General features: G+C 71.7%; 20 protein-coding genes, 1 tRNA gene and 2 pseudogenes. 6 read left to right on the plus strand and 17 right to left on the minus strand.

Going from position 1 to position 20238, the window contains the following annotated elements; all coding sequences use genetic code 11:
• Positions 1–24: 24 nt before the first annotated feature.
• Positions 25–1809: an endo-1,4-beta-xylanase gene (locus LEL83_RS13425; protein WP_225559186.1), complete on the plus strand. Its 1785-nt coding sequence runs from the start codon at positions 25–27 to the stop codon at positions 1807–1809.
• Between the two features lie 19 nt (positions 1810–1828).
• Here LEL83_RS13425 and LEL83_RS13430 read toward each other — a convergent pair whose 3' ends face one another.
• The 3 genes from LEL83_RS13430 to LEL83_RS13440 are packed head-to-tail and all read right to left on the minus strand — an operon-like array spanning position 1829 to position 4949.
• Positions 1829–2593 (minus strand): DeoR/GlpR family DNA-binding transcription regulator, encoded by a 765-nt coding sequence (locus tag LEL83_RS13430; RefSeq protein ID WP_225559187.1) that lies wholly within the window; start codon positions 2591–2593, stop codon positions 1829–1831.
• Between the two features lie 35 nt (positions 2594–2628).
• Entirely contained in the window at positions 2629–3651 is a 1023-nt protein-coding gene (pdxA, locus tag LEL83_RS13435) for a 4-hydroxythreonine-4-phosphate dehydrogenase PdxA (RefSeq protein ID WP_225559188.1), read from the minus strand.
• The gene (locus LEL83_RS13440) at positions 3651–4949 is read right to left on the minus strand and encodes a four-carbon acid sugar kinase family protein (protein WP_225559189.1); all 1299 of its coding nucleotides are present in this window, start codon (positions 4947–4949) and stop codon (positions 3651–3653) included. Before LEL83_RS13440 ends, pdxA begins: the two co-directional genes overlap by 1 nt.
• A gap of 166 nt (positions 4950–5115) precedes the next feature.
• Between LEL83_RS13440 and LEL83_RS13445 the strand changes: the two genes are divergently transcribed.
• A complete protein-coding gene (locus LEL83_RS13445; protein WP_225559190.1) occupies positions 5116–6087 on the plus strand; it encodes an aldo/keto reductase in 972 nt (323 codons plus the stop codon).
• An 82-nt stretch (positions 6088–6169) separates the two neighbouring features.
• Here LEL83_RS13445 and dapA read toward each other — a convergent pair whose 3' ends face one another.
• The 5 genes from dapA to LEL83_RS13470 all read right to left on the minus strand — a co-directional run bounded on the left by dapA (position 6170) and on the right by LEL83_RS13470 (position 11299).
• Positions 6170–7066 carry a 4-hydroxy-tetrahydrodipicolinate synthase gene (dapA, locus tag LEL83_RS13450; RefSeq protein WP_225559191.1) on the minus strand — a complete coding sequence of 299 codons (897 nt, stop codon included), beginning with the start codon at positions 7064–7066 and terminating at the stop codon, positions 6170–6172.
• Between the two features lie 46 nt (positions 7067–7112).
• Positions 7113–7469, minus strand: a complete 357-nt coding sequence (locus tag LEL83_RS13455) for a VOC family protein (protein ID WP_225559192.1) — start codon at positions 7467–7469, stop codon at positions 7113–7115.
• 46 nt (positions 7470–7515) lie between these two features.
• Positions 7516–8955 carry an SLC13 family permease gene (locus LEL83_RS13460; protein WP_225559193.1) on the minus strand — a complete coding sequence of 480 codons (1440 nt, stop codon included), beginning with the start codon at positions 8953–8955 and terminating at the stop codon, positions 7516–7518.
• Entirely contained in the window at positions 8952–10190 is a 1239-nt protein-coding gene (locus LEL83_RS13465; protein WP_225559194.1) for a sialidase family protein, read from the minus strand. Before LEL83_RS13465 ends, LEL83_RS13460 begins: the two co-directional genes overlap by 4 nt.
• Positions 10191–10927: 737 nt before the next feature.
• Complete coding sequence (locus LEL83_RS13470; RefSeq protein WP_308009913.1) at positions 10928–11299, minus strand: alpha/beta hydrolase fold domain-containing protein; 372 nt, start codon at positions 11297–11299, stop codon at positions 10928–10930.
• Between the two features lie 21 nt (positions 11300–11320).
• On the opposite strand from LEL83_RS13470, the pseudogene LEL83_RS13475 reads away from it, so the two are divergent.
• Positions 11321–11494: pseudogene (locus tag LEL83_RS13475) on the plus strand (3-hydroxyacyl-CoA dehydrogenase family protein); the annotation flags it as partial.
• Positions 11495–11724: 230 nt separating this feature from the next.
• Here the strand turns inward: LEL83_RS13475 and LEL83_RS13480 are convergent.
• Positions 11725–11796 (minus strand) — tRNA-Gln (locus tag LEL83_RS13480).
• Between the two features lie 79 nt (positions 11797–11875).
• On the opposite strand from LEL83_RS13480, the gene LEL83_RS13485 reads away from it, so the two are divergent.
• The 3 genes from LEL83_RS13485 (at position 11876) to LEL83_RS16310 (ending at position 14339) form a co-directional block, all read left to right on the plus strand.
• Positions 11876–12370: a MarR family winged helix-turn-helix transcriptional regulator gene (locus LEL83_RS13485; protein WP_198657747.1), complete on the plus strand. Its 495-nt coding sequence runs from the start codon at positions 11876–11878 to the stop codon at positions 12368–12370.
• Between the two features lie 107 nt (positions 12371–12477).
• A complete protein-coding gene (locus LEL83_RS13490; RefSeq protein WP_225559197.1) occupies positions 12478–12906 on the plus strand; it encodes a hypothetical protein in 429 nt (142 codons plus the stop codon).
• On the plus strand, positions 12903–14339 hold the full coding sequence (locus LEL83_RS16310; RefSeq protein WP_225559198.1) for an FtsX-like permease family protein: 1437 nt from the start codon (positions 12903–12905) through the stop codon (positions 14337–14339). The genes LEL83_RS13490 and LEL83_RS16310 overlap by 4 nt, the downstream gene beginning before the upstream one ends.
• A gap of 79 nt (positions 14340–14418) precedes the next feature.
• On the opposite strand, the gene LEL83_RS13500 is transcribed toward LEL83_RS16310, so the two are convergent.
• From LEL83_RS13500 to LEL83_RS13530, 8 genes and pseudogenes are all read right to left on the minus strand, one after another.
• Positions 14419–15765 (minus strand): ABC-F family ATP-binding cassette domain-containing protein, encoded by a 1347-nt coding sequence (locus LEL83_RS13500; RefSeq protein WP_443652041.1) that lies wholly within the window; start codon positions 15763–15765, stop codon positions 14419–14421.
• A gap of 56 nt (positions 15766–15821) precedes the next feature.
• A pseudogene (locus tag LEL83_RS16380) lies at positions 15822–16290 on the minus strand (ATP-binding cassette domain-containing protein); the annotation flags it as partial.
• Positions 16291–16352: 62 nt separating this feature from the next.
• Positions 16353–17024, minus strand: a complete 672-nt coding sequence (locus LEL83_RS13505) for a hypothetical protein (protein WP_225559200.1) — start codon at positions 17022–17024, stop codon at positions 16353–16355.
• A gap of 8 nt (positions 17025–17032) precedes the next feature.
• Complete coding sequence (locus LEL83_RS13510; RefSeq protein ID WP_225559201.1) at positions 17033–17425, minus strand: PLDc N-terminal domain-containing protein; 393 nt, start codon at positions 17423–17425, stop codon at positions 17033–17035.
• Positions 17426–17507: 82 nt separating this feature from the next.
• On the minus strand, positions 17508–17969 hold the full coding sequence (locus tag LEL83_RS13515) for a molybdenum cofactor biosynthesis protein MoaE (RefSeq protein ID WP_225559202.1): 462 nt from the start codon (positions 17967–17969) through the stop codon (positions 17508–17510).
• A complete protein-coding gene (locus LEL83_RS13520) occupies positions 17966–18502 on the minus strand; it encodes a MogA/MoaB family molybdenum cofactor biosynthesis protein (protein WP_225559203.1) in 537 nt (178 codons plus the stop codon). Before LEL83_RS13520 ends, LEL83_RS13515 begins: the two co-directional genes overlap by 4 nt.
• On the minus strand, positions 18499–18987 hold the full coding sequence (gene moaC / locus LEL83_RS13525) for a cyclic pyranopterin monophosphate synthase MoaC (RefSeq protein ID WP_225559204.1): 489 nt from the start codon (positions 18985–18987) through the stop codon (positions 18499–18501). Before moaC ends, LEL83_RS13520 begins: the two co-directional genes overlap by 4 nt.
• Positions 18984–20225, minus strand: coding sequence for a molybdopterin molybdotransferase MoeA (locus tag LEL83_RS13530; RefSeq protein ID WP_225559205.1), 1242 nt, complete (start codon positions 20223–20225; stop codon positions 18984–18986). The genes moaC and LEL83_RS13530 overlap by 4 nt, the downstream gene beginning before the upstream one ends.
• Between the last annotated feature and the right edge of the window lie 13 nt (positions 20226–20238).

Here is a 20238-nt window from a genome sequence, read left to right on the forward strand (position 1 = left end):
ACCGACTTCCGCTACCTTCGCATCATGAGCCACCTCCACGGGGACGCGCGGGTGTCCGCCGCCGACCACGACACGTCACCGCGGAGCGGGACGCGCACCGCCGCCCGCCGTCGACTCGTCGGCGTCGCGGCCGCGGGCATCGTCCTCGCGCTGGTGGGCTGCAGCTCGTCGCCGTCGCCGTCCGCGGGGCGCACCGTCCTCGACGTCCTGCAGCAGGACTGGCGGCACGTGTCCGGCATCGTCGCGGCGGACGACGTGCTCCGGGTGACCGCGACGGGCAGGACCATCGTCGAGCAGGACGGCAGCGGCGGCCAGCCGGACCCGCCGCTCAACCTCGCGGGGACGCACCTGTCGGCCCCGGACGACTTCACGCTCAGCACGACCTTCACGGACGTGACCGCCGACGCCACCCTGACCCTGTCGGACAGCCCGCCGGTGATCGCCGACGAGTTCCGGATCGAGCCGGCCGGTGTGCGGCTCACGCTCCGCGGCGACGACCTGCGGATCGCGGTCTTCGACGGCTCCGACCAGCAGGACGTGACCGACCCGCAGCCGACGCGCGACGAGCACGTGACGGTCGCCGACCCCGAGGCGGAGCTCTCCGTCGAGCGCACCGGCGACCAGCTCGCAGTGGCGAGCGGTGGTCGGACGCTGGCCACCCTGCCGGTCGGCGAGGTCCTCGACTCGGGCGAGCTCTGGCTGGGTCTGTCGAGCGACGCGGGGTCCTTCACCGTGCGCTCCCTCATCGCCGAGGCTCCGGCTGGTTCGTCCCTGGCCACCGCGGGTCCCGTCGCGTCCGACGCCGAACCGGCCGCCGACGGTCTGCAGGCCCGTGCGGAGCGCATCCGCCCGGACTTCCTGGTCGGCGCGGCCGTCGCGCTGGGCCCGCTCGCCTCGGACGCGCAGTACGCGGAGCACTTCGTGGGCCAGTTCGGCGCCCTCACGCCGGAGAACGCGATGAAGCCGCAGGCACTCTCGCCGCGGCAGGGCGAGTACCGGTTCGCCGAGGCCGACGCCATCGTCGACCTCGCGCAGCGCAAGGGCATCGCCGTGCACGGCCACACGATCGCCTTCACCGAGGCGATGCCGCGGTGGATGCGGAACCTGCCCACCGGCACCAAGCAGCAGCGCGCGGCCAGCGCCGAGGTCCTGCTCGACTACGTGACCACCGTGGTCACGCACTTCCGGGGCAAGCTCGACTCGCTCGACGTGGTCAACGAGCCGTTCGACGTCGACCAGGGCACGAGCCTGCAGCGGAACGTCTGGTACCGGGTCTTCGGGTCGACCTACCCGGTCGTCGTCTCACGGGCCGTCCAGGCCGCAGACCCCGACGTCCGCCAGTTCATCAACGAGAACGGTGCCGACGTGCCCGGGCCCCGACAGGACGCCTTGCTCCAGCTCGCGAACGACACGAACGACCGTGGCGGGTACATCGACGGCGTGGGCCTGCAGTCGCACGTGTACCACCTGGACACCGACGCCATCTCGGCCGACGACCTCGAGACCACGCTCGACAACGTCGAGGACGCCGGGCTGATCGCCCGGATCTCGGAGAACGACGTCACCGACGACGAGGGGCAGGAGGCCCAGGCCGAGCAGTACGCCACGGTCCTCGAGACCTGCCTGCACTCCGAGGCTTGCGTCTCCTACACGACGTGGGGCGTGGACGACCGGTACGACTGGTGGGTCGACGACGACGGTTCCCTGCAGCAGGGCCACGACTTCGTGTACGACGACGGCGAACCGACGCCCGCGTACCACGCACTGCGGCGGGTCGTCACGGACTGGCGGGTCGTCTGCAAGGCCTGACGCGGCGGCGAGGGAGGGATCAGGCGGTGTCGACCGAGACGCCCGCGGTCCCGAAGCGCTCGATGAGGTCCGGTGCGATGCCGTCGTCGGTGATGAGCGTCCACCCGCTCCCGAGTCGGGTCCAGGCGTGGAACTCGGACTGTGCGAGCTTCGACGAGTCGGCGAGGACGTACACCGCCGCCGCGCGACGAGCGATGAGTTCCTTCAGCCGGATCTGCGCGAGGTCCGCTTCGCAGATCCCACGCTCCGGCGACACCGCATCTGCACCGAGGTAGACCGCGTCGAACGTCAGGTACTCGAGCGCCGCCTCCGTCAGGGGTCCGACGAACCCGTTGCTGAGCGACCGGTACTCGCCGCCGAGCGCGACGAGGCGGACGTCGTCACGCTCGGCCATGTCGGTGATGACCCCGACGCTGGTGGTGGTGACGGTGAGGTCCGCGTCGACCGGCAGTGCATGGGCGAAGGCCGCGACCGTCGAGCCGTTGTCCAGGAACAGTGACGCGCCGGGGGCCACGGTGGCAGCGGCCCGGCGGGCGATGTTGCGCTTCGCCTCGAAGTGCTCGCCGAGCCGCTGTCGCAGGGATGCCTCGGGGTGCGCCGCCACCGCCATCGCGCCGCCGAACGTCCGGGTGAGCTTCCGTTGCTCCTGCAGGGTCGCGAGGTCACGCCGGATGGTGGACGCCGTGACCCCGAACCGCTCGGAGAGCTCGTCGACGCTCGCGAGTCCGACCGTCGTGGCTAGCGTGACGATGGCTTCACGCCGCGCTCTGGCCGAGATCGACACCGGGCACCTCCGGACGGGCAGGGACTGAGGACGGGTCAGGCGCCCTGCGACGAGGTCATCGCGCCCGACGTCGGGGCGAGTTCGGCCGCCTGGCGGAGCGCCTCGATCATGCTAGCGACATCGGCCTTGCCGGTGCCCGCGATGTCGAACGCCGTCCCGTGGTCGACCGACGTGCGGATGGCCGGGAGGCCCACCGTGATGTTCACGCCGGCCTCGATCCCGAGCACCTTCACGGGGCCGTGGCCCTGGTCGTGGTACATCGCGACGACGAGGTCGTAGTCCCCGCGACCGGCGAGGAAGAACAGGGTGTCGGCAGGCAGCGGCCCGACGGCGTCGATCCCGTCGGCGCGTGCCGCCTCGACGCCCGGCGCGATCTTCTCTGCCTCTTCGCCGTGGCCGAACAGACCGTTCTCGCCGGCGTGCGGGTTGATCGCCGCGACACCGATCTTCGGGTGCGGGTTCCCGGCACGGACCAGGGCCTCGTTGCCTCGTCGGATGGTCCGCTCGACCAGCCCGGGCTCGATCCGCCGGACGGCGTCGATGAGGCCGACGTGGGTGGTCACGTGGATGACCTTCAGCTTCGGGGTCGAGAGCATCATCGAGACCTCGTCGATGCCCATGAGCTCCGCGAGCATCTCGGTGTGCCCGGGGAAGACGTGACCGCCGGCGTGCAGGGCCTCCTTGTTCAACGGGGCCGTGCAGATCGCCTGGACCTTCCCGGCGATCGCTGCCTCGCACGCGACGCGGATGTACTGGAAGGCCGCATCGCCGGCGACCGGCGAGAGCTGCCCCCACGGCAGGTCCTCGGGGAGCAGTCCGAGGTCAACCACGTCGACGACGCCGTCCTGGTACGTCGCGTCCGCGACGTCCGTGACGACGTTGAACGTGACCTCGACGCCCCGGATCGCCGCGGCCTGTCGGAGGCGACCGAGGTCGCCGATGACGACCGGCCGACAGACGGCCAGGACGTCCGGTGACACGACGGCCTCGACGACGATCTCTGGGCCGACACCGGCCCCGTCGCCCATCGTGACGGCGACGATCGGAGTGGCGTTCATCACAAGTGCTGCCTTTCGGTTCGTGCGGCTGGCGCCGCTTCGACACGGCCTCCGGCTGCGGGGTGGTCGGTCGAGCCGGCCTGGAGGAACGTGGCGGCGTCGAGCAGGTTGGTGACGGTCCCGAAGCTGCCGGGTCGCGTGACCACGCGGCGACCATCGTCCGTGCGGGACGCGATGCACCCGGGTTCGACGGCACCTTCCGGCACGATGGTCGTGATCCCGAGGCGGGTGAGCACGGATCGAGCCGTCTCCCCACCGGTCAGCACCAGGGCGGCACGCCCGCTGATGGCGGCGGCCACGATGCCGAGGCCGTCGGCGAGGCGCCGAGCGAGGTGCGGGAGCGGTTCGTGCCGGTCCTCGACGCAGATCGCGGCGCTCCCACTGCGCAACGCGATCCGTGCCGACTGGAGCGCAGGGTGGTCGATGTCGTCGACCTCGCGGCGGTCGACGGCGCGGAGCAGGACGTCGCGGGGCACCGGCACGACCGGGACACCGTTCGCCGCGAGGACCTCGAGCTGCGCGGTCGCCTCCGCGCTGGCCGTCCCCACGACGAGCAGCACGGGCTGACGTCCTGCGGCGAGCAGGGACCGGTCGCCGGGCCCGGTGACGCCCGGGGTGAAGTGCGGCGCTCCGCGGAGGCGGCCGACGGCCGCGGCGATGCCGCCGGAACCGAGGATCGTGCGGTCGGCGCCGTCGAGCGCCGCTGCGATCCGGTCGAGGTCGTCGTCGGAGACGGCGTCGAGCACGGGGACCTCGCCGGCGCCGTGCGCCTGGTCGACCGCGGCGAGGACGGCGTCGCCGCCGGCACGGACGACCGCGAGCGGGACGGACCGGGCTCGCTGTCCGACGGCAGCCAGCGGACCGGGGACGACCCGGGCCTCCAGGCCGTGCAGTCCTGCGTCCGCCACCGGTCTGCCGTGCACGAGGAGCCGACCGTCGACGACCGTCCGTCCGAGTGCCGGGAGCGCGGAGGCGACCACGACGTGCGCACCGGCGTCGGTGAGCCCGTCGACGACGTCTCCCACGCCACCGCGCAGCAGCGAATCGGTCTTCACCAGCCGGACCGGCGCTCCTGCCGCACGCATCCGCAGCGCTGCCTGCGCGACGGCGGCGCGGCGCGAGTCCGGGTCGAGCGCTCGTGTGTCGCAGTCGAGGACGACATCGGACGAGGAGCGCGCGACGTGCTCGAGCGCCGCGGGGAGCGTGAGGGCGACGGTCGCCGACCCGTTGCCGAGGACCGCGGCGACCTCGGCCGCTCCGGACAGGTCGTCAGCGATCGCGGCGAGGCGGTACGACATCGGACCCCTCCTCGGGCTCGGTGGCCGGTGCCGCCGGGTGCCGGCAGCGTGCACGAAACACGCTAGATGACTTGCGTGAAACACGCAAGAGTGGTGTGCTCGAAGCGGTTGAACCGCGGGCACCCTGACACGGGTCGTCTCGTGGTGCCCAAATGAGAGGAACCCTGTGCGTGACATCGACATCCGAGGCCGCCGGCTCGCCCCCGCCGTCCTCGGCACCATGACCTTCGGCGACAGCGTCGACGAGCCCACGGCAGCCGAGATGGTCGACCGCTTCCTGGCGGCCGGCGGGACCGGCATCGACACCGCGAACGGGTACGCCGGCGGCCGCAGTGAAGAGATCCTCGGATCGGTCCTCGCCGGACGTCGTGACGACGTCGTGCTCGCGACGAAGGTCGGCATCCCGAACCCGGACGCCGAGGGCGCCGCTCCCCTGTCCGCCGAGGCGATCGACCGGTGCGTGCGCGCGAGTCTGCGGCGGCTCCGGACGGACCACGTCGACGTGCTCTACCTGCACCAGCCCGACCGGTCGACCCCGGCTGAGGAGACGCTCGCCGCCGTGCGGACGCTCGTCGAATCCGGGTCGGTCGGCGCCTGGGGCATCTCGAACTTCTCCGCGTGGCAGATCGCGGAACTGGGGCACACGGCCACGGCACTCGGGCTCGACGCACCCGTCCTCGGACAGCAGGTCTACAGCGTGATCGCCACCCGGATCGACGACGAGTACGCCGAGTACGCCGGGAGCACCGGTCTCGGGACGGTCGTCTACAACCCGCTCGGCGGCGGGCTCCTCACGGGCAAGCACCGCCCGGAGGAGCAGCCGGCGGCAGGGCGGTTCGGGTCCTCCCCCCTCGCCGGCATGTACCGCAGCCGGTACTGGAACGACGAGGTCTTCGCCGCCGTGGAGCAGCTCCGCTCGATCGCCGAGGGCTCGGGGATCCCGATGGCCGAGCTCGCACTGCGGTGGACCTTCGGCCGTCCCGTCGTCGACGCGGTCCTGGTCGGCGGCTCGCGGCTCGCGAACATCGAGGCGAACCTCACCGCACTGGCCGCGGGCGCGCTGCCCGACGACGTGCAGCAGGCCGTCGACGATGTCTCCGCCGCACTCCGCGGCCCGATGCCCGGCTACAACCGCTGACGCGACCGTCGACGGGCTGGAGGCTCGGTGCCGGCTGGCACCGAGCCTCCAGCCCGTCTCGTGGTCGCGGTGGCGCAGCGCCTCAGCCCAGGCCCGCCGCCTGGTCGGCGCGCACGGTCTCGGTGATCTTCTCGAGGGCGGCGGCGTCGAGCAGGTTGAAGGGCGCACGGCAGGGGCCGACGGCCTGGCCTGCCGCGTTGGTGGCCGCCTTGACGATGGTGTTCGGGTTGCCGAGCGTGAACAGGTTGCGCAGCGGACGGATGGACGCCTGTGCCGCGCGAGCACCGTCGAGGTCGCCTGCCGCCCACTTCTGTGAGATCTCGACCATGGTCCGGGGGTAGACGTTCGCGACTGCGGTGATGCCGCCCGCGCCACCGGCCTGCAGCGTCGGCAGGACCAGCGAGTCGGTCCCGGCGAGCACGGCGAAGTGCTCGGGATCGGTCAGCTCGATGAGCTGCAGGATCGCGTCGAAGTTGCCCGACGAGTCCTTCACACCCGCGATGTTGTCGATCTCCGCCAGCCGTGCGACGGTCGCGGGAGTGATGGTGTTCCCGGTCCGCGCGGGGATGTTGTAGATGAGCACCGGGATCTCGACGGCCTCGGCGACCACCGCGAAGTGCCGGTACAGCTCGTCCTGCGAGGCCGCCGCGAAGTAGGGCGTGATGACGGAGAGCACGTCGGCACCGGCCGCCTGCATGCGCTGGGCGATGCGAACCGTCTCCTTCGTCCCGACGGCACCGGCCCCGCCGTAGACGGGGACGCGGCCCGCGGTGGCGTCGACGACCGTCTCGAGCACGGCGAGCCGCTCGTCCTCGGTCTGCTGGAAGAACTCGCCGTTGGTCCCGAGGCAGAAGACGCCGTCGGCGCCCGCTCGGACGGCGCGGTCGGTGTGCGCGCGCATCTGGTCGAGGTCGAGCGACTCGTCGTCGTGGAACGGGGTGACGAGCGCGTGGATGCTGCCGCTGATCGTGGTGGTCACTGCAGGTGCTCCTTGTCGGCTGGGTGGCCGGGCGGTCGGATGGTGGTCAGGGACGGGGGTGCTGCATCACGTGCACGGCGAAGCCGCCGAACTCGCCCGCGAGGTAGATGTTCTGCAGACGCCCGTCGTCGAAGTGAGCGGCGGTCTCCTGGTCGAAGCCGAAGCCCTTCTCGGTGAGTTCCTCGACCGCTGCGTCGAGGTCACCGGTCGACATCCCGATGTGGCCGTGCGTCCCGAGGTACTGCGACCGCACGCACTCGAAGAAGGTGCCGGCGAACTCGGACTTCTTCCCCTGGCGGGGATCGAGGTTGAACATGAGGCAGAACAGGTCGCACAGTTCCTGCGCCGCTGCTGCGTCGGGGTTGTTGATGCCCACGTGTGCGAGCTCGAAGGTGTTCTTCACGGGGTCCTCGGTGTCTGGGGTGGTCGATCGTGTCCTGGCGACGCGGTCACATCGGGAACAGCAGGAGCGCGCCGGCGGTCAGGGCGAGCAGACGGATGACGTACATCGGGATGGTGAACTTCCAGAACTGGATCAGCGAGTACTTCCCGACGCCCATCACCATCGCGGGGAGCCCGTCGATCGGCAGGAAGTGTCCGTTCCATCCGGAGATGACGATGGCGACCGCCGCGGCGGCAGGGTCGAGGTCGAGGCTGACGCAGGTCGCGATCGCCAGCGGCGCGAAGACGTACACCGTGCCGATGGTCGACCCCGTGAGGGTCGCGAGCACGCTCGTCAGGACGCAGAACGCGAACACCAGCAGGAAGGGACTGACGTTGCCGCCGAGCAGTCCTGCGACGGACTCCCCGACGAGCTTCGTCAGTCCGGTCGCGCCGAGCGCCTCCGCGATGCCGATGACGCCGGCGGACATGATGATGATCGGCTGGCTGATGGCGTCGCGGATCTCGGTGAAGTCCAGGACCTTCATCACCAGGAGGAGCGCCACGGAGAGCCCCGTGATCGCGTAGCCCGCATCGCCGATGTAGCTGTACGAGATCATGCCGGCGATGGCCAGGACGAAGCAGGCGTAGGTCGCCAGCTGCTTCCGACGGTCCAGCGTCGGCGCAGTCACCGTGGCGGTCGCGCTCGACGAGGCGGTCGCGGTCGCGTTCGCCTCGGCGGCGTGGGGGCCCGGTGCCGCAGGGTCGCTCGCCGGGCCGTCGTGCGCTCCGGGGCGGTCGGACGCTGCGGCGCCGGTCGGACGAGCACCGGCCAGAGCCGGCTCCTTCGCGTCCGTCGCGCTCGCGGTGCCGGACTCCTCGTCGGTGATCGCGTGGTCGGGCAGCAGACGGTACGCGATGAGGCACCACACGAGGAACCCGAGGCTGAGCACGAGGTTGACGATCGAGAACCGGACCAGGTCGATGTTCTCCCGGACGCCGGTCGCTTCGAGCACCGCGACGACGATGCCGTACTGCAGCGCCACGTTGAACGGGAGCATCGGGTGGTTCGCGGCGAAGCCGGCCGGCATGAGGACCTTCGACGGCGGCAACTTCTTGTTGTACGCGAGCGTCGACAGCAGGCCGATCACCAGCACGTAGTAGGCCGTGGACCCCGTGCCGAAGATGCTGCACCCCAGCATGACGAAGACGATGATGAGGACGTAGGCCCGGAACCCGCCCTTCGTGCCGAGTCGCGTGATCATCCGTTTGAAGCCCGAGACGAGGTCGGTCTTCTGCAACGCGGCGATCACCGCCATGAACGAGGCGAGCATGATGATCGTCGCGTTCGCGAACCCGCTGAAGGCGACGTTGATCGGCACGACGCCGAAGACCACCATCAACAGGCAGGCGATCAACGGCGGCACACCGAACGGCAGGCGGTCGATCATGATCAGCACGATCATGAAGACGGTGATCGCGAGGGCGAAGACCATGGGGAGGGTCATGCTCGCTGCTCCTTCGCAGAGAGGTCCGGACCGGCGGAGGTGGACGGCGTCGACACGATCGCAGCGAGGACGTCAGCGGGCAGGTACACGTGCTTGATCGACTTGCGGTGCCAGGTGTAGGCGATGTGCAGTCCCCCGGCCGGGTCGGGGAGCACCGAGGGGTAGGACAACTCGCGGTTGCGGCTCTCGCGACTGTTGTTCGACAGGCAGTACCCGTCGCCGTTCTCGATGTCGTAGGCGGTCGGCCAGGACCGCCCGTCCGGGCTCGAGACCACGAGCGTCATCGGCGCCCGCGGCGCACCCCAGAACGCGCTCGGTCCGTCGGCGTCGAACGTGGGTTCGGCGACGTGCTCGCCGCTGTCGGCTGCGAGGCCCTCGTCGTCGATCTCGTCGTACAGGGAGACCCGGCGGCTCGTCGCGTCGTCCTTGCTCGAGTGGTTCATCACCATCGCGATCCGGCCGTCGTCGAGGGTACGAGCCTGGATCGAGGAGTTGTTGTTCGGCAGGTCGATCGGACGGCACGGCTCCCACGTCATCCCGCCGTCCGCCGAGGTCGACTCGTACACGTGGTCCGCCCAGCGGGAGCGGAAGCACGCCCAGAGCACGCCGTCCTCGCGCGGCACGATGTTCATGTGCACACACCCGGTCGACTCGGGCACGGCGACCTCGGACCAGGTCTCCCCGCCGTCGTCCGAGTACCAGACCGACGCGGTGTCGTCGTTGCCGACCCACTTCTCGCCGGGCACCGTCCGGCAGTTGAACACCGGGAGCAGGATCCGCCCGCTGTCGAGCACGACCGGCGACTGCCGCACGAACACGCCGACCGGTGCATCGCGGCCGAGCAACGGGGCCGGCTCCCCCCAGGTCGCACCGCCGTCGTGGGAGATCCGTCGCCGCACCTCGGACGTGTCCTGGTTCCCGGCGATCTGCGCGGTGTACAGCAGCCAGACGGCACCGTCCGGCGCGGTGAAGAGGATCGGGTTCTGCTCGGAACGCGCACTGTCGAAGCTCAACTGGACGGGCTCGAGCCAGCGATCCGTGCCGGCGGGGAGCCGCGACAGGTGGACGGAGATGTCGGAGACGCCCTCCTGGGTGCCTCCGAACCAGACACAGGCGAGGTCTCCCCCGGGCAGGAAGGCGAGGTTGGCCGCGTGGCACTGCACCGTCGGTGTCGGGAGGAGCGCTTCGGCGCCCCCGTCGGATCGGGCTCGCAACAGGCCGTCGAAGTCACGCATGCGGGGTCCTCCAGTCGACGTTGACGGTGGGCACCGATGGATCGGCGCTGAGCGATCATCCTGACAGACTTGCTCGAAGTGCGCAATGTCGATGCGCGTCGCGCGCATACTCGCGCTGTGGCACTGGGGGGAACACGCCGCGGCTGCTCGAAGTACGCGATCGCCGGTCCGAGTCGCACCGGCGATGGTTGCGGGCCGTCCACAGCGGACCGGGCGCACCACGGAGGTGGCTGCGTCTCGTCACCGGGGTCTCGAGGAGGCGACCGGCTCGTCCCCGCATGCCGGTGGTCGCGCAGATCGCGGATCCCCGTGGTGACACACGTTCCACGGGTTCCGGGATCCTGCTCCACGCTCGACGGGTAGCTGGGTCGACTGCACGTCGCACGCCGGTGGGTTGAGCGAACGGCAGCTCTCGTGACTGTGCACCGTGCCGGGACGGTGCTCCGACGTTCGCCACCAGGACGTCGACCTGGTCACCCTCCACCTGCGACCGAGCAGCGACGGGCCGTGATGCGGGATCCATGGCGTCTGCACGGCATCGACCACGAGATGAGCAACGCCAGCGATGCCACCGCGTCCGCCTGTGGATCGGCTGTCGAGACGGATCTCATCGTGGTGGCACGGGCACCGGCCGTCGGTCGCCCTCGGTAGCTGCGGTGGAACAGGTACTCATCGGCGGCCATCGTGCGCCCGAAGAGCGTGTTCCTCGCCCCCGTGATCCGGGCTTCCTGGCCTGGTCACGCTCGCAGCGCTTCGACGATGCGGTTCCGTGCCTCGGCCGCGGTGCGGGTGAGCAGGAGTGGGAAGACGTGCACGGCGCCCCGGCGTTCCAGGAGTGTCGCTGGCACGCCTGCGGCGCGTGCTTTGTCGATGACGAGGTGCGCGTCGGGGTTGAGGATGTCGTGGGTGCCGATGAGGAGCAGCATCGGTCCGAGCCCGGCGAAGTCGCCGTGCAGCGGGCTGACGCGGGGGTCGGTCAGCGGCAGTTGCCCGGCCCACTGCTCGGCGTAGACGCGGATGCCTTCGACACCGAGCCACGGATCGGTGGGTGCGACGGCGGGGATCTTCGGGTTCGACAGAGTCAGGTCCGAGGCTGGTGACAGCAGCACGGTGCGGACGTCCTCGCGGCCCCGTTCCGGATGATGGACCAGGTCGGCCTCGACGTCGTCCTCGACATCGAGGACCACTACGCAGCGGAGAACCCGCACCTGCCCGAAGGACCCCGCACGCTCCTGCACGAGTACGTCGACGCCGGCAACCTCGGCGTCAAGACTGGTCGCGGCTTCTACGCCTACGACCACTGACGGCGGTCGTCGGTGTCCGGAGCACCATCGCCTACCGAGACGGGGCCCTCGGGTCACGAGCAAGCCAGACGATCACGAGCGCGCTGGCCATCGCAGCACAGCCCGCAGCAGAGCTACCAGAGCCCCAGCTCCTGGCAGAGCGCTCCGGCTCCTCCGCACTTCACAGACACCCCTGACCCTCTCGCCACATCCGGCAGGGCACGGCCCCGACCCCGGACGCAGGCCCCCGGCTCCGCCTCCAGGATTCGAACCCGGACCTAACGGCACCAAAGGCCGTCGTGCTGCCATTACACCAAGGCGGAACGCACCCGCAGGTGCTCCTCCATCCTCCCACGACCCGCGGCGCTGGCCGTGCGCCCCGGGTTCGGCCAAGATGGAGGGATGCCGCAGGAGGACGAGGTCGATCGCATCGTCGCGGCGTGGGGTCGTGAACGTGCCGACCTCGACTTCGGCCCGCTCGAGGTGCTGTCCCGCGTGGACCGGCTCGCCCGACGCCTGGATCGCGCCCGCCGCACGGCGTTCGACGCGAGCGGCATGGAGCCGTGGGAGTTCGACGTGCTCTCGGCCCTGCGTCGCGCCGGCGAGCCGTACGAGCTGAGCCCGAAGACGCTGCTGCAGCAGACCCTGGTGTCGAGCGGCACGATGACGAACCGGGTGGACCGGCTGGCCGCGCGCGGGTTCGTCGGCCGTCGGACCGACCCGAAGGACGGCCGCGGCATCCTCGTGTCGCTGACGAGCCGGGGCCGGGTGGCGGTGGACGCGGCGATCGCCGACCTGCTGGCGGCCGAGCGCGGCATCCTGTCCGGGGTCTCCGACGACGAGCAGGACCAGCTCGCCGGACTGCTCCGCCGACTCATCCTGGGTCTCGGCGACTGACCGCTGGGTCGGATGTCATCCGGCAGGAGCACGCCGGTCCTCCCCTGGACCGATCCCGTCGCCGTCCCGACACGATGGGATCGTGGTGTCCCGACGAAAGGCATCCCGTGTCCCACCTCTCCTCGAAGGGCGTCATGGTCGGCGCCCTCGCACTCTGCGCACTCGCACTGACCGGGTGCTCCGCGCTGAACGACCAGCTGCACCACGAGGTGAGCACCCACGCCGACACCCGCGCCGACCTGCAGTCCCCGCCCGCGTGGATGCCCGCGGACGCGACGGACATCTCCTCCGCCGCCGGGACGGCCGCGAAGAAGCGGTCGAGCGCTCCCACGACCGTCGTCTTCACCAGCTCCGACGGCGTCACCGCCGACGGCTGCACGACCGTCCCCAGGAAGTCCGCGCCGAGCGTGACCATCTCCGGCGCCCCCGACGCCTACGCGGCGAAGACCGTCCTCCGCTGCGGCGACTGGTCCTTGACCTCTGAGAAGGACCGGTGGGTGGCCTGGACGCCCAACACGGGCGACGACCGATCGTGACCGCGTCGCGTCACCGCGACCTGCCGACGCACCGACGGCGACGCACCCGACTCCGCGCCCTGACCGAGAGTCGCTCCACGGTGTTCGTCGCCGCACTGTCCGCCGGCCTCGGTGCCCTCGTGGTCACCGGGTCGGAGGCCGCGCAACGGATCGTCGAGATCGGCGAACGGACGGGCGAGAGCGCCACGGTCGCCGCGATCCTGCCCGTCGTCGCGTGGGTGTTCATCGCGATCGCGCTGTACGTCAGCGCCGTGGTCGCGTCGAACACGTGCGCCACGGTGATCGCCGGGCGGACCCGTGCCCTGGCGCTGCAGCGTGTGCTCGGCGCGACGGGCGGGCAGCTCCGTCGCCAGATCACGGCGATCGGTCTCGTCTGCGGGGTCGTCGGCGCACTCGTCGGCGGGGTCGCGGGGGCGCTGGTCGCCAACGGTGCGCTCTCGCTGGCCGCGGCCACCGACGTGCTCCCGGCGCTCGGCTGGTTCCTCCCACCGGCAGCGGCCCCGATCGCCGTGCTCGTCGCGGGCATCACGACGCTCGCGTTCCGTATCGGCTCCCGCGAGGTGCTGTCGATCCCGCCGCTCCGGGCACTGGACGCCGTCGTCGAGCCGGTCCCCGGGACGACCAGCCGCACGGCACGGAGCGTGGTCGCGGTCGCCCTGTTCTTCGCGGGGGCCTTCGGCATCGGCGTCGCGTTCGTGCTCGGCGCCTCGACGGTGAACGCACTGCTGCTCGCCGTGGCGTGCGGGGCGCTGTCGTTCACCGGGGTGGTCGTCGCGTCGCCCGTGCTGCTGCCGGCCGTCCTCCGTGTCGTGGTGTCGGCGTCCGGCCGGAGCATCATCCCCTCGATGGCGGCGCGGAACTCCCTGCGCGCACCAGAGCGGACCGCTCGGACGACGGTCGGCCTCATCATCGCGGTGACCCTCATGTCGACCTTCTCGGTGGGCTTCGCCACGTACGCCACCATGCTGCAGCGACAGGCCGCCGCCGACCCGGTGTACTACCGCGACATCCAGACCCAGTTCGACCAGCTCGCGGCCATGTTCACGGGGTTGGTCGGTGCCGCGGGGATCATCGCGGCGGCGGGCGTCGTGGTGGTCACGGCGCTCACGATCACCCAGCGCAGTCGAGAACTCGGACTCCTGCGCGTCGTCGGCGCGACCCGGCACCAGATCCGGTCGCTCGTGCTCGTCGAGACCGCGATGACCATCACCGTCGCGATCGTGCTCGGGCTCGTCCTCGGCACCGCGTACGGGTGGGCGGGCGCCTACACACTCCTCGGCGCGACGAACGGCGCCGTGCTCCTCGGCCCCACGGTCCCGGCGTGGCTCGTGGTCGTCGTGCTCGTCGGAGCCGCCGTCACCGGCCTGGCCGCAGCGCTCGGGCCGGCGGCCCGTGCCGTCCGGGGCACCCCGATCGCCGCCCTCCGGGGCTGACGGGCGGGCCGGCCGCGCAGACCCCGAGCGGCTCAGCCCCGAGCGGCTCAGACTCCGATCGACTCAGACTCCGACCGACTCAGACCCCGAGCAGCTCCGCGACCTCGAGCCAGCGCTCCTCGAGCTGCTCGACCTCTGCCTCGAGTTCCCCCAGGCGAACCTGCAGCGCCCCCAGCCCGGCGTAGTCGGACTGGTCGTGCGTGGCGAACTGGTCGAGCAGCTTCTTGCGGTCCGTGCCGACCTTGGCGATCTTCCGGTCGAGGGCCGACATCTCCTTCTCGGCCGCACGACGATCGGCGCCGGTCAGCCCGGAGGCCGCCGCAGCCGACCCGCCGGACGCACCGGCGGCGGTGGAACCGGCCACGGAACCGGCCGAGCCGGTCCCGCCGACGGTGTCGGGCCTCCCGGCAGACGCGGCGGCAGCCGCCGAGGCGGTCCCGCCACCGGTGCCGGCCTCGCGCAGCCGCATGTACTCGTCGACCCCGCCGGGCAGGTGCCGCAGGTGCCCGCCGAGCACGGCGTACTGCTGGTCGGTGACACGCTCGAGCAGGTACCGGTCGTGGCTGACGACCAGCAGGGTGCCCGGCCAGGTGTCGAGCAGGTCCTCCATGGCGGCGAGCATGTCGGTGTCGAGGTCGTTGGTGGGCTCGTCGAGGATGAGCACGTTCGGCTCGTCGAGCAGGATGAGCATGAGCTGCAGGCGCCGCTTCTGCCCACCGGACAGGTCCTTGACGGGGGTGGAGAGCTGCTCCGAGGTGAAGCCGAGCCGCTCGAGCAGCTGCGACGGTGTCATCTCCTTGCCGTCGGCGACGTAGCTCGTCTTCTTGCGGGCCACGACCTCGCGCACCCGGTCGTCGGCGAACTGCGCGAGGTCGGCGAGCTGCTGGTCGAGCACCGCGACCTGCACGGTCTTGCCCGTCTTCACCCGGCCGCTCGTCGGCTGCAGGCGTCCGGAGACCAGGTTGAGCAGCGTCGACTTGCCGGCGCCGTTCGGGCCGAGGATGCCGGTCCGCTCCCCCGGGGCGATGCGCCACTCGACGCGGTCCAGGATCTGCGTGCCGTCGAACGAGACGCTCACGTCGAGCAGGTCGACGACGTCCTTGCCGAGCCGGGCCGTCGCCGTCTGTGACAGCGCAACGGTGTCACGGATCGGCGGCACGTCGTCGATCAGGGCGTTGGCGGCGTCGATGCGGAACTTCGGCTTGCTCGTGCGGGCGGGTGCACCGCGGCGCAGCCACGCGAGCTCCTTGCGGGCCAGGTTCTGCCGGCGCTGCTCGCTCGCAGCCGCCTGCCGGTCACGCTCGACGCGCTGCAGGATGTACGCGGCGTAGCCGCCCTCGAACGGGTCGACGACACCGTCGTGGACCTCCCACGTGTCGGTCGACACGGCATCGAGGAACCACCGGTCGTGCGTCACGACGACCATGCCGCCCTGGTTCGACGACCACCGGCGGTTGATGTGCCCGGCCAGCCACTCGATGCCCTCGACGTCCAGGTGGTTCGTCGGCTCGTCGAGGAACAGGACGTCCCAGTCGCCGACGAGGAGCCGTGCGAGCGCCACACGGCGACGCTGCCCACCGGACAGGTCGTCGACGCTGGCGTCCCACGGGATGTCCGAGACCAGTCCCCCGATGATGTCGCGGATCTTCGGGTCACCGGCCCACTCGTGCTCCTCGAGGTCGCCGACGACGGTGCTGCCGACGGTCGCGCCCTCGGGCAGGATGTCGCGCTGGTCCAGGTAGCCGATCGTCAGCCCGCGCCGGTGCGTGACGCGTCCGCCGTCCGGCTCGAGGCGCTGGGACAGCAGGGCGAGCAGCGTCGACTTGCCGTCGCCGTTCCGGCCGACCACACCGATCCGGTCGCCCTCGTCGATGCCGAGGGTGACGTTGTCGAAGACGACCTTGGTGGGGAACTCGAGATGCAGGTTCTCGGCGCCGAGGAGATGTGCCACCCGTCAAGGGTAGGTGGCGCGGCGGGGTCCTGGGTGCGGGGTGGTCGGTCTGGAGGCCCGGGTCAGGCCGCCGGGGTCGGCTCGGCTCCGGCGCGGGGCCGGCTCTCCTGCAGGAAGGCTCGCCACTGCTGCCGGTACCGGACGAGCGCCAGGAGCATCACCAGCATGGCCGCGCAGACGACCCCGTGGAGGATGCCGGGCCACGACGGCCAGTTGAGCAGGGACTGCGCCGACTCGAACAGCGTGAACCCGAGCGTGAACCAGAGTCCTGCGGTCGACTGTCGGAGGCGACGGTCGACGATCGCGGCGAGCAGGCGCACTCGTTCGGCGGGAGCCGGGGCCCGCCCTCGCGCCATCCGCTCGACGCGTCGTCGGTCGGCGCGGCGGAGCCCCGCGGTCGGTTCCGAGTTGATGCCGGAGAGCCCACCGACACCACCACCCCGCACGAAGGCGGTCACCAGGCAGGCCATTCCGGTGACGAAGCCGACCGCGACGATGACGACCGCCCACGGTGGCAGGTCCCCGTCGGGTTCCGGCAGGTCGAACCGCGGGAGGTATGCGGCTGCGACGTACCCCGCCAGCCCGGCCAGGACGACGACCACGACCATGATCACGATCCGGCGGGTCATCGACCTGCGGGCGCTCGGCGGGGTCGGTGCCCCGGCGAGCCGGTCCGCGATCTGCTGCCAGACCTCGTCGGGAACGGTCGGAGGATCCGGCGTCGTCGTGCTCACGGGTCAGCTCACCGGGCGCTGTCGCCCTCGCCCGCGGCGTCCTTCGCACGCTTGAGTCGAGCTTGGGCCTCCCAGTACTCGATCTCGCGCTCGAGTTCGGCGAGCTCCTGCTCGGTACCGGTCACCCGTGCGGTGCCGTGCGCGCTCCGGGCATCACCGAGGGTGGCGTAGCGGTCCTCGTGGCGGGTGGGCTCGATGTAGCGACCGTGGTTCCGTTCCCCCGGGGCCCAGTCGTGGCCGATGGCGAACCAGACGATGCTGCCGACGACGGGGACCAGGATCACGAGGATCACCCACGCGATCTTCGGCAGGCCGCGGATCTGGTCGTCCGTCTTCGTCAGGATGTCGATCAGGGCGAACACCAGCAGGACGATGGTGAACCCGGACAACAAGATGCTCATGTTCGCGATTCTATGGATCGGCTGGGACCGTCACCACGCCCCGAACGAGCGCCGGTGGTGCGAAGTCCCACAGGTGCGTCCGTCACAGCGCCGCCACCCACTCGTCCGTGCCGTCGGTGAACCGCTGGTGCTTCCAGATCGGCACGCGCTCCTTCACCAGGTCGACCAGTGCCTCGCACGCGGCGAACGCCTGCGCCCGGTGCGAGGACGACACCGCTGCGGCGAGCGCGACGTCCCCGATGCCGAGTGCGCCGACGCGGTGCAGCACGGCGATCCGGACGTCGGGGTGCTGCTCGGCGATGCTGCGGGCGACCTCGGCGATGACCGCACCGGCGCTCGGGTGCCGCTCGTAGTCGAGCGCGGTGACACCCTTGCCGCCGTCGTGGTCGCGGACGATGCCGGCGAAGGTCACCACGGCGCCGTCCTGGTCGGTGGCCACCACGGCTGCGACCTCGTCGACGCTGACGTCGCGGTCGACGACGTCGGCGAGCACGACGCGCGCGGCGGCGGCGGCGTCGGCGGCGTCGGCGTCGGCGTCGCTCACGGGGTACTCCGCGGGCTGTCGCGCTGGGCGGTGCGCGGAGCGTGTCCTGCGCCGTGCACCTGGGCGAGCACGTGGTCGAGCAGGCCGTCGAGCACCGCGAGGCCGTCGGCCACCCCGCCGCGTGAGCCGGGCAGGGTGACGAGCAGGCAGCCGGCGTGCGTCACCCCGGCGACACCGCGGGTGAGCAGTGCGGTCGGGCCGGCCCCGGCGAGACCGCGGCGTCGGATCTCCTCGGTGATGCCGGGCAGCTCCAGGTCGATCAGGGGCGCGACGGCCTCGGGCGTCCGGTCCGTCGGCGTGACGCCCGTGCCGCCGGTGGTGATGACGACCCGCGCTCCGGCGAGCAGCTCGGCCGTGACGGTCTCGGTGATCGGTCCGCCGTCGGGCACGATGATCGGATCGGTCACGGTGAACGCCCGTTCCCGCAGCCAGTCGGTGATCACGGGCCCGGTCCGGTCGAGCGCGCCGTCGGCTGCCGCCTGCGTGGACACCACGACCACGGCGGCACGACCCCTGATCGGCTCGGTGGTCATCGGTTGCTCCAGTCCCCGGAGCGCCCGCCGTGCTTCTCGAGCACCCGGACGTCGGTGATGACGGCCGCGCGGTCGACGGCCTTCACCATGTCGTACACGGTCAGGGCGGCGACGCTCGCGCCGGTGAGGGCCTCCATCTCGACCCCGGTGCGTGAGGTGGTCCGCACCGAGACCTCGATGTGGACGCGGTCGTCGGCCCCGGTGATGTCCACCTGGACGCCGGCGATCGGCAGCGGGTGGCAGAGCGGGACGAGGTCGGACGTCTTCTTCACCGCCATGATCGCCGCGATCCGGGCGGTGCCGACGACCTCGCCCTTCGGCAGCGAGCCGTCGAGGATCCGCGCGACGACGTCCGCGCGCGTGACCACGGTGGCGGTGGCGGTGGCCGAGCGGTCGGTGACGTCCTTGGCGGAGACGTCGACCATGTGCGCGCTGCCGTCGGCGCGGACGTGCGACAGCTGGTCGGACGGGGACGGGTCGATCATCGGAGGCTCCAGACGGTGAGCGGGTCGCCGGGTTCGACGGTGTCGACGCCCACCGGCACGTGGACCAGGTGGGTGGCGGCGGCGTAGTGGACGAGCAGGTGCGAGCTCGGCCCACCGACGAAGTGCACGGCACCGTCCTGCACCCGGCCGCGGCGTACCTGGTGCTTGCCCGCGGGTGAGACGGCGGAGGACGCGGCGGGCAGGACCTGGACGGGTCGGTCCGCCGGCAGCCCGGCGACCGGTGCGAGCAGCGGCCGCAGGAACACCTCGAACGAGACGAGCGCCGAGACCGGGTTGCCCGGGAAGGACACCACGGGCACGGATCGGCCACCGGCACGGCTGAACACCACGCTGCCGAACGCCTGCGGCCCGCCAGGCTGCACGGCGACCGGGGTCACCGCGAGGCCGCGGGGCTCGAGTGCCTGCCGGACCACCTCGTACGCCCCGGCGCTGATGCCGCCCGTGGTGAGCACGAGGTCGACCCGGTCCCCGACGATCCCGTTCCCCACGGCCTGGTCGAGCGCCTGCTCGAAGGCGGCGACGTCGTCGGGCACCCGGACGACGCGCGCCTCGGCACCGACCTCGGCGAGCGCCGCCCGCAGCGCGATGCCGTTCGCGTCACCGATCGTCGCGGCATCGGTGTCGGCGCCCTGCAGTTCGGACCCGGTCGACACGACCAGGACCCGCAGTGGCTGGCGCACCGACACGGACCGGACCCCCGCCGAGGCGAGGGCCCCGAGCAGCGCCGGCGTGACGGGACTGCCCGCGGACGCGATCTCGGCCCCGGTCGCCAGGTCGCTGCCGGTCGCGCGGACGAAGGTGCCGGCGGTCAGGTCGGCGGGCACGGACACCCGTGACAGCCCGAGGGCCGCCGGGAAGGCCCCCGGCTCGGTGGCCTCGACCGGGAACACCGCGTCGGCTCCGGACGGGATCCGGGCCCCGGTCATGATCGGTGCGGCCGTCCCGGGTCCGAGCGCCTCGGGCACGACCCCGGCCGGGATCGGGTCGACGACGCGGACGTCCTGGCCGGCATCGGCGACGCGCACGGCGAAGCCGTCCATCTGGCTGTTGTCGAACGGCGGCAGCGGGACCGGTGACCCGACGCCCGCCGCGAGCACGCGACGCCCGGACCCGGCTGCGGCGAGGTCGTCGATGGCCCACTCGTCCGTGCCGAGGCCCGCCAGGACCGGCGCGAGCAACGCTGCCAGGTCGTCGCGGTGCTGACCGATCGTTCGCACTGGTGCCTCCGAA

This window comes from Curtobacterium oceanosedimentum (assembly GCF_020297365.1).
Lineage (GTDB): Bacteria > Actinomycetota > Actinomycetes > Actinomycetales > Microbacteriaceae > Curtobacterium.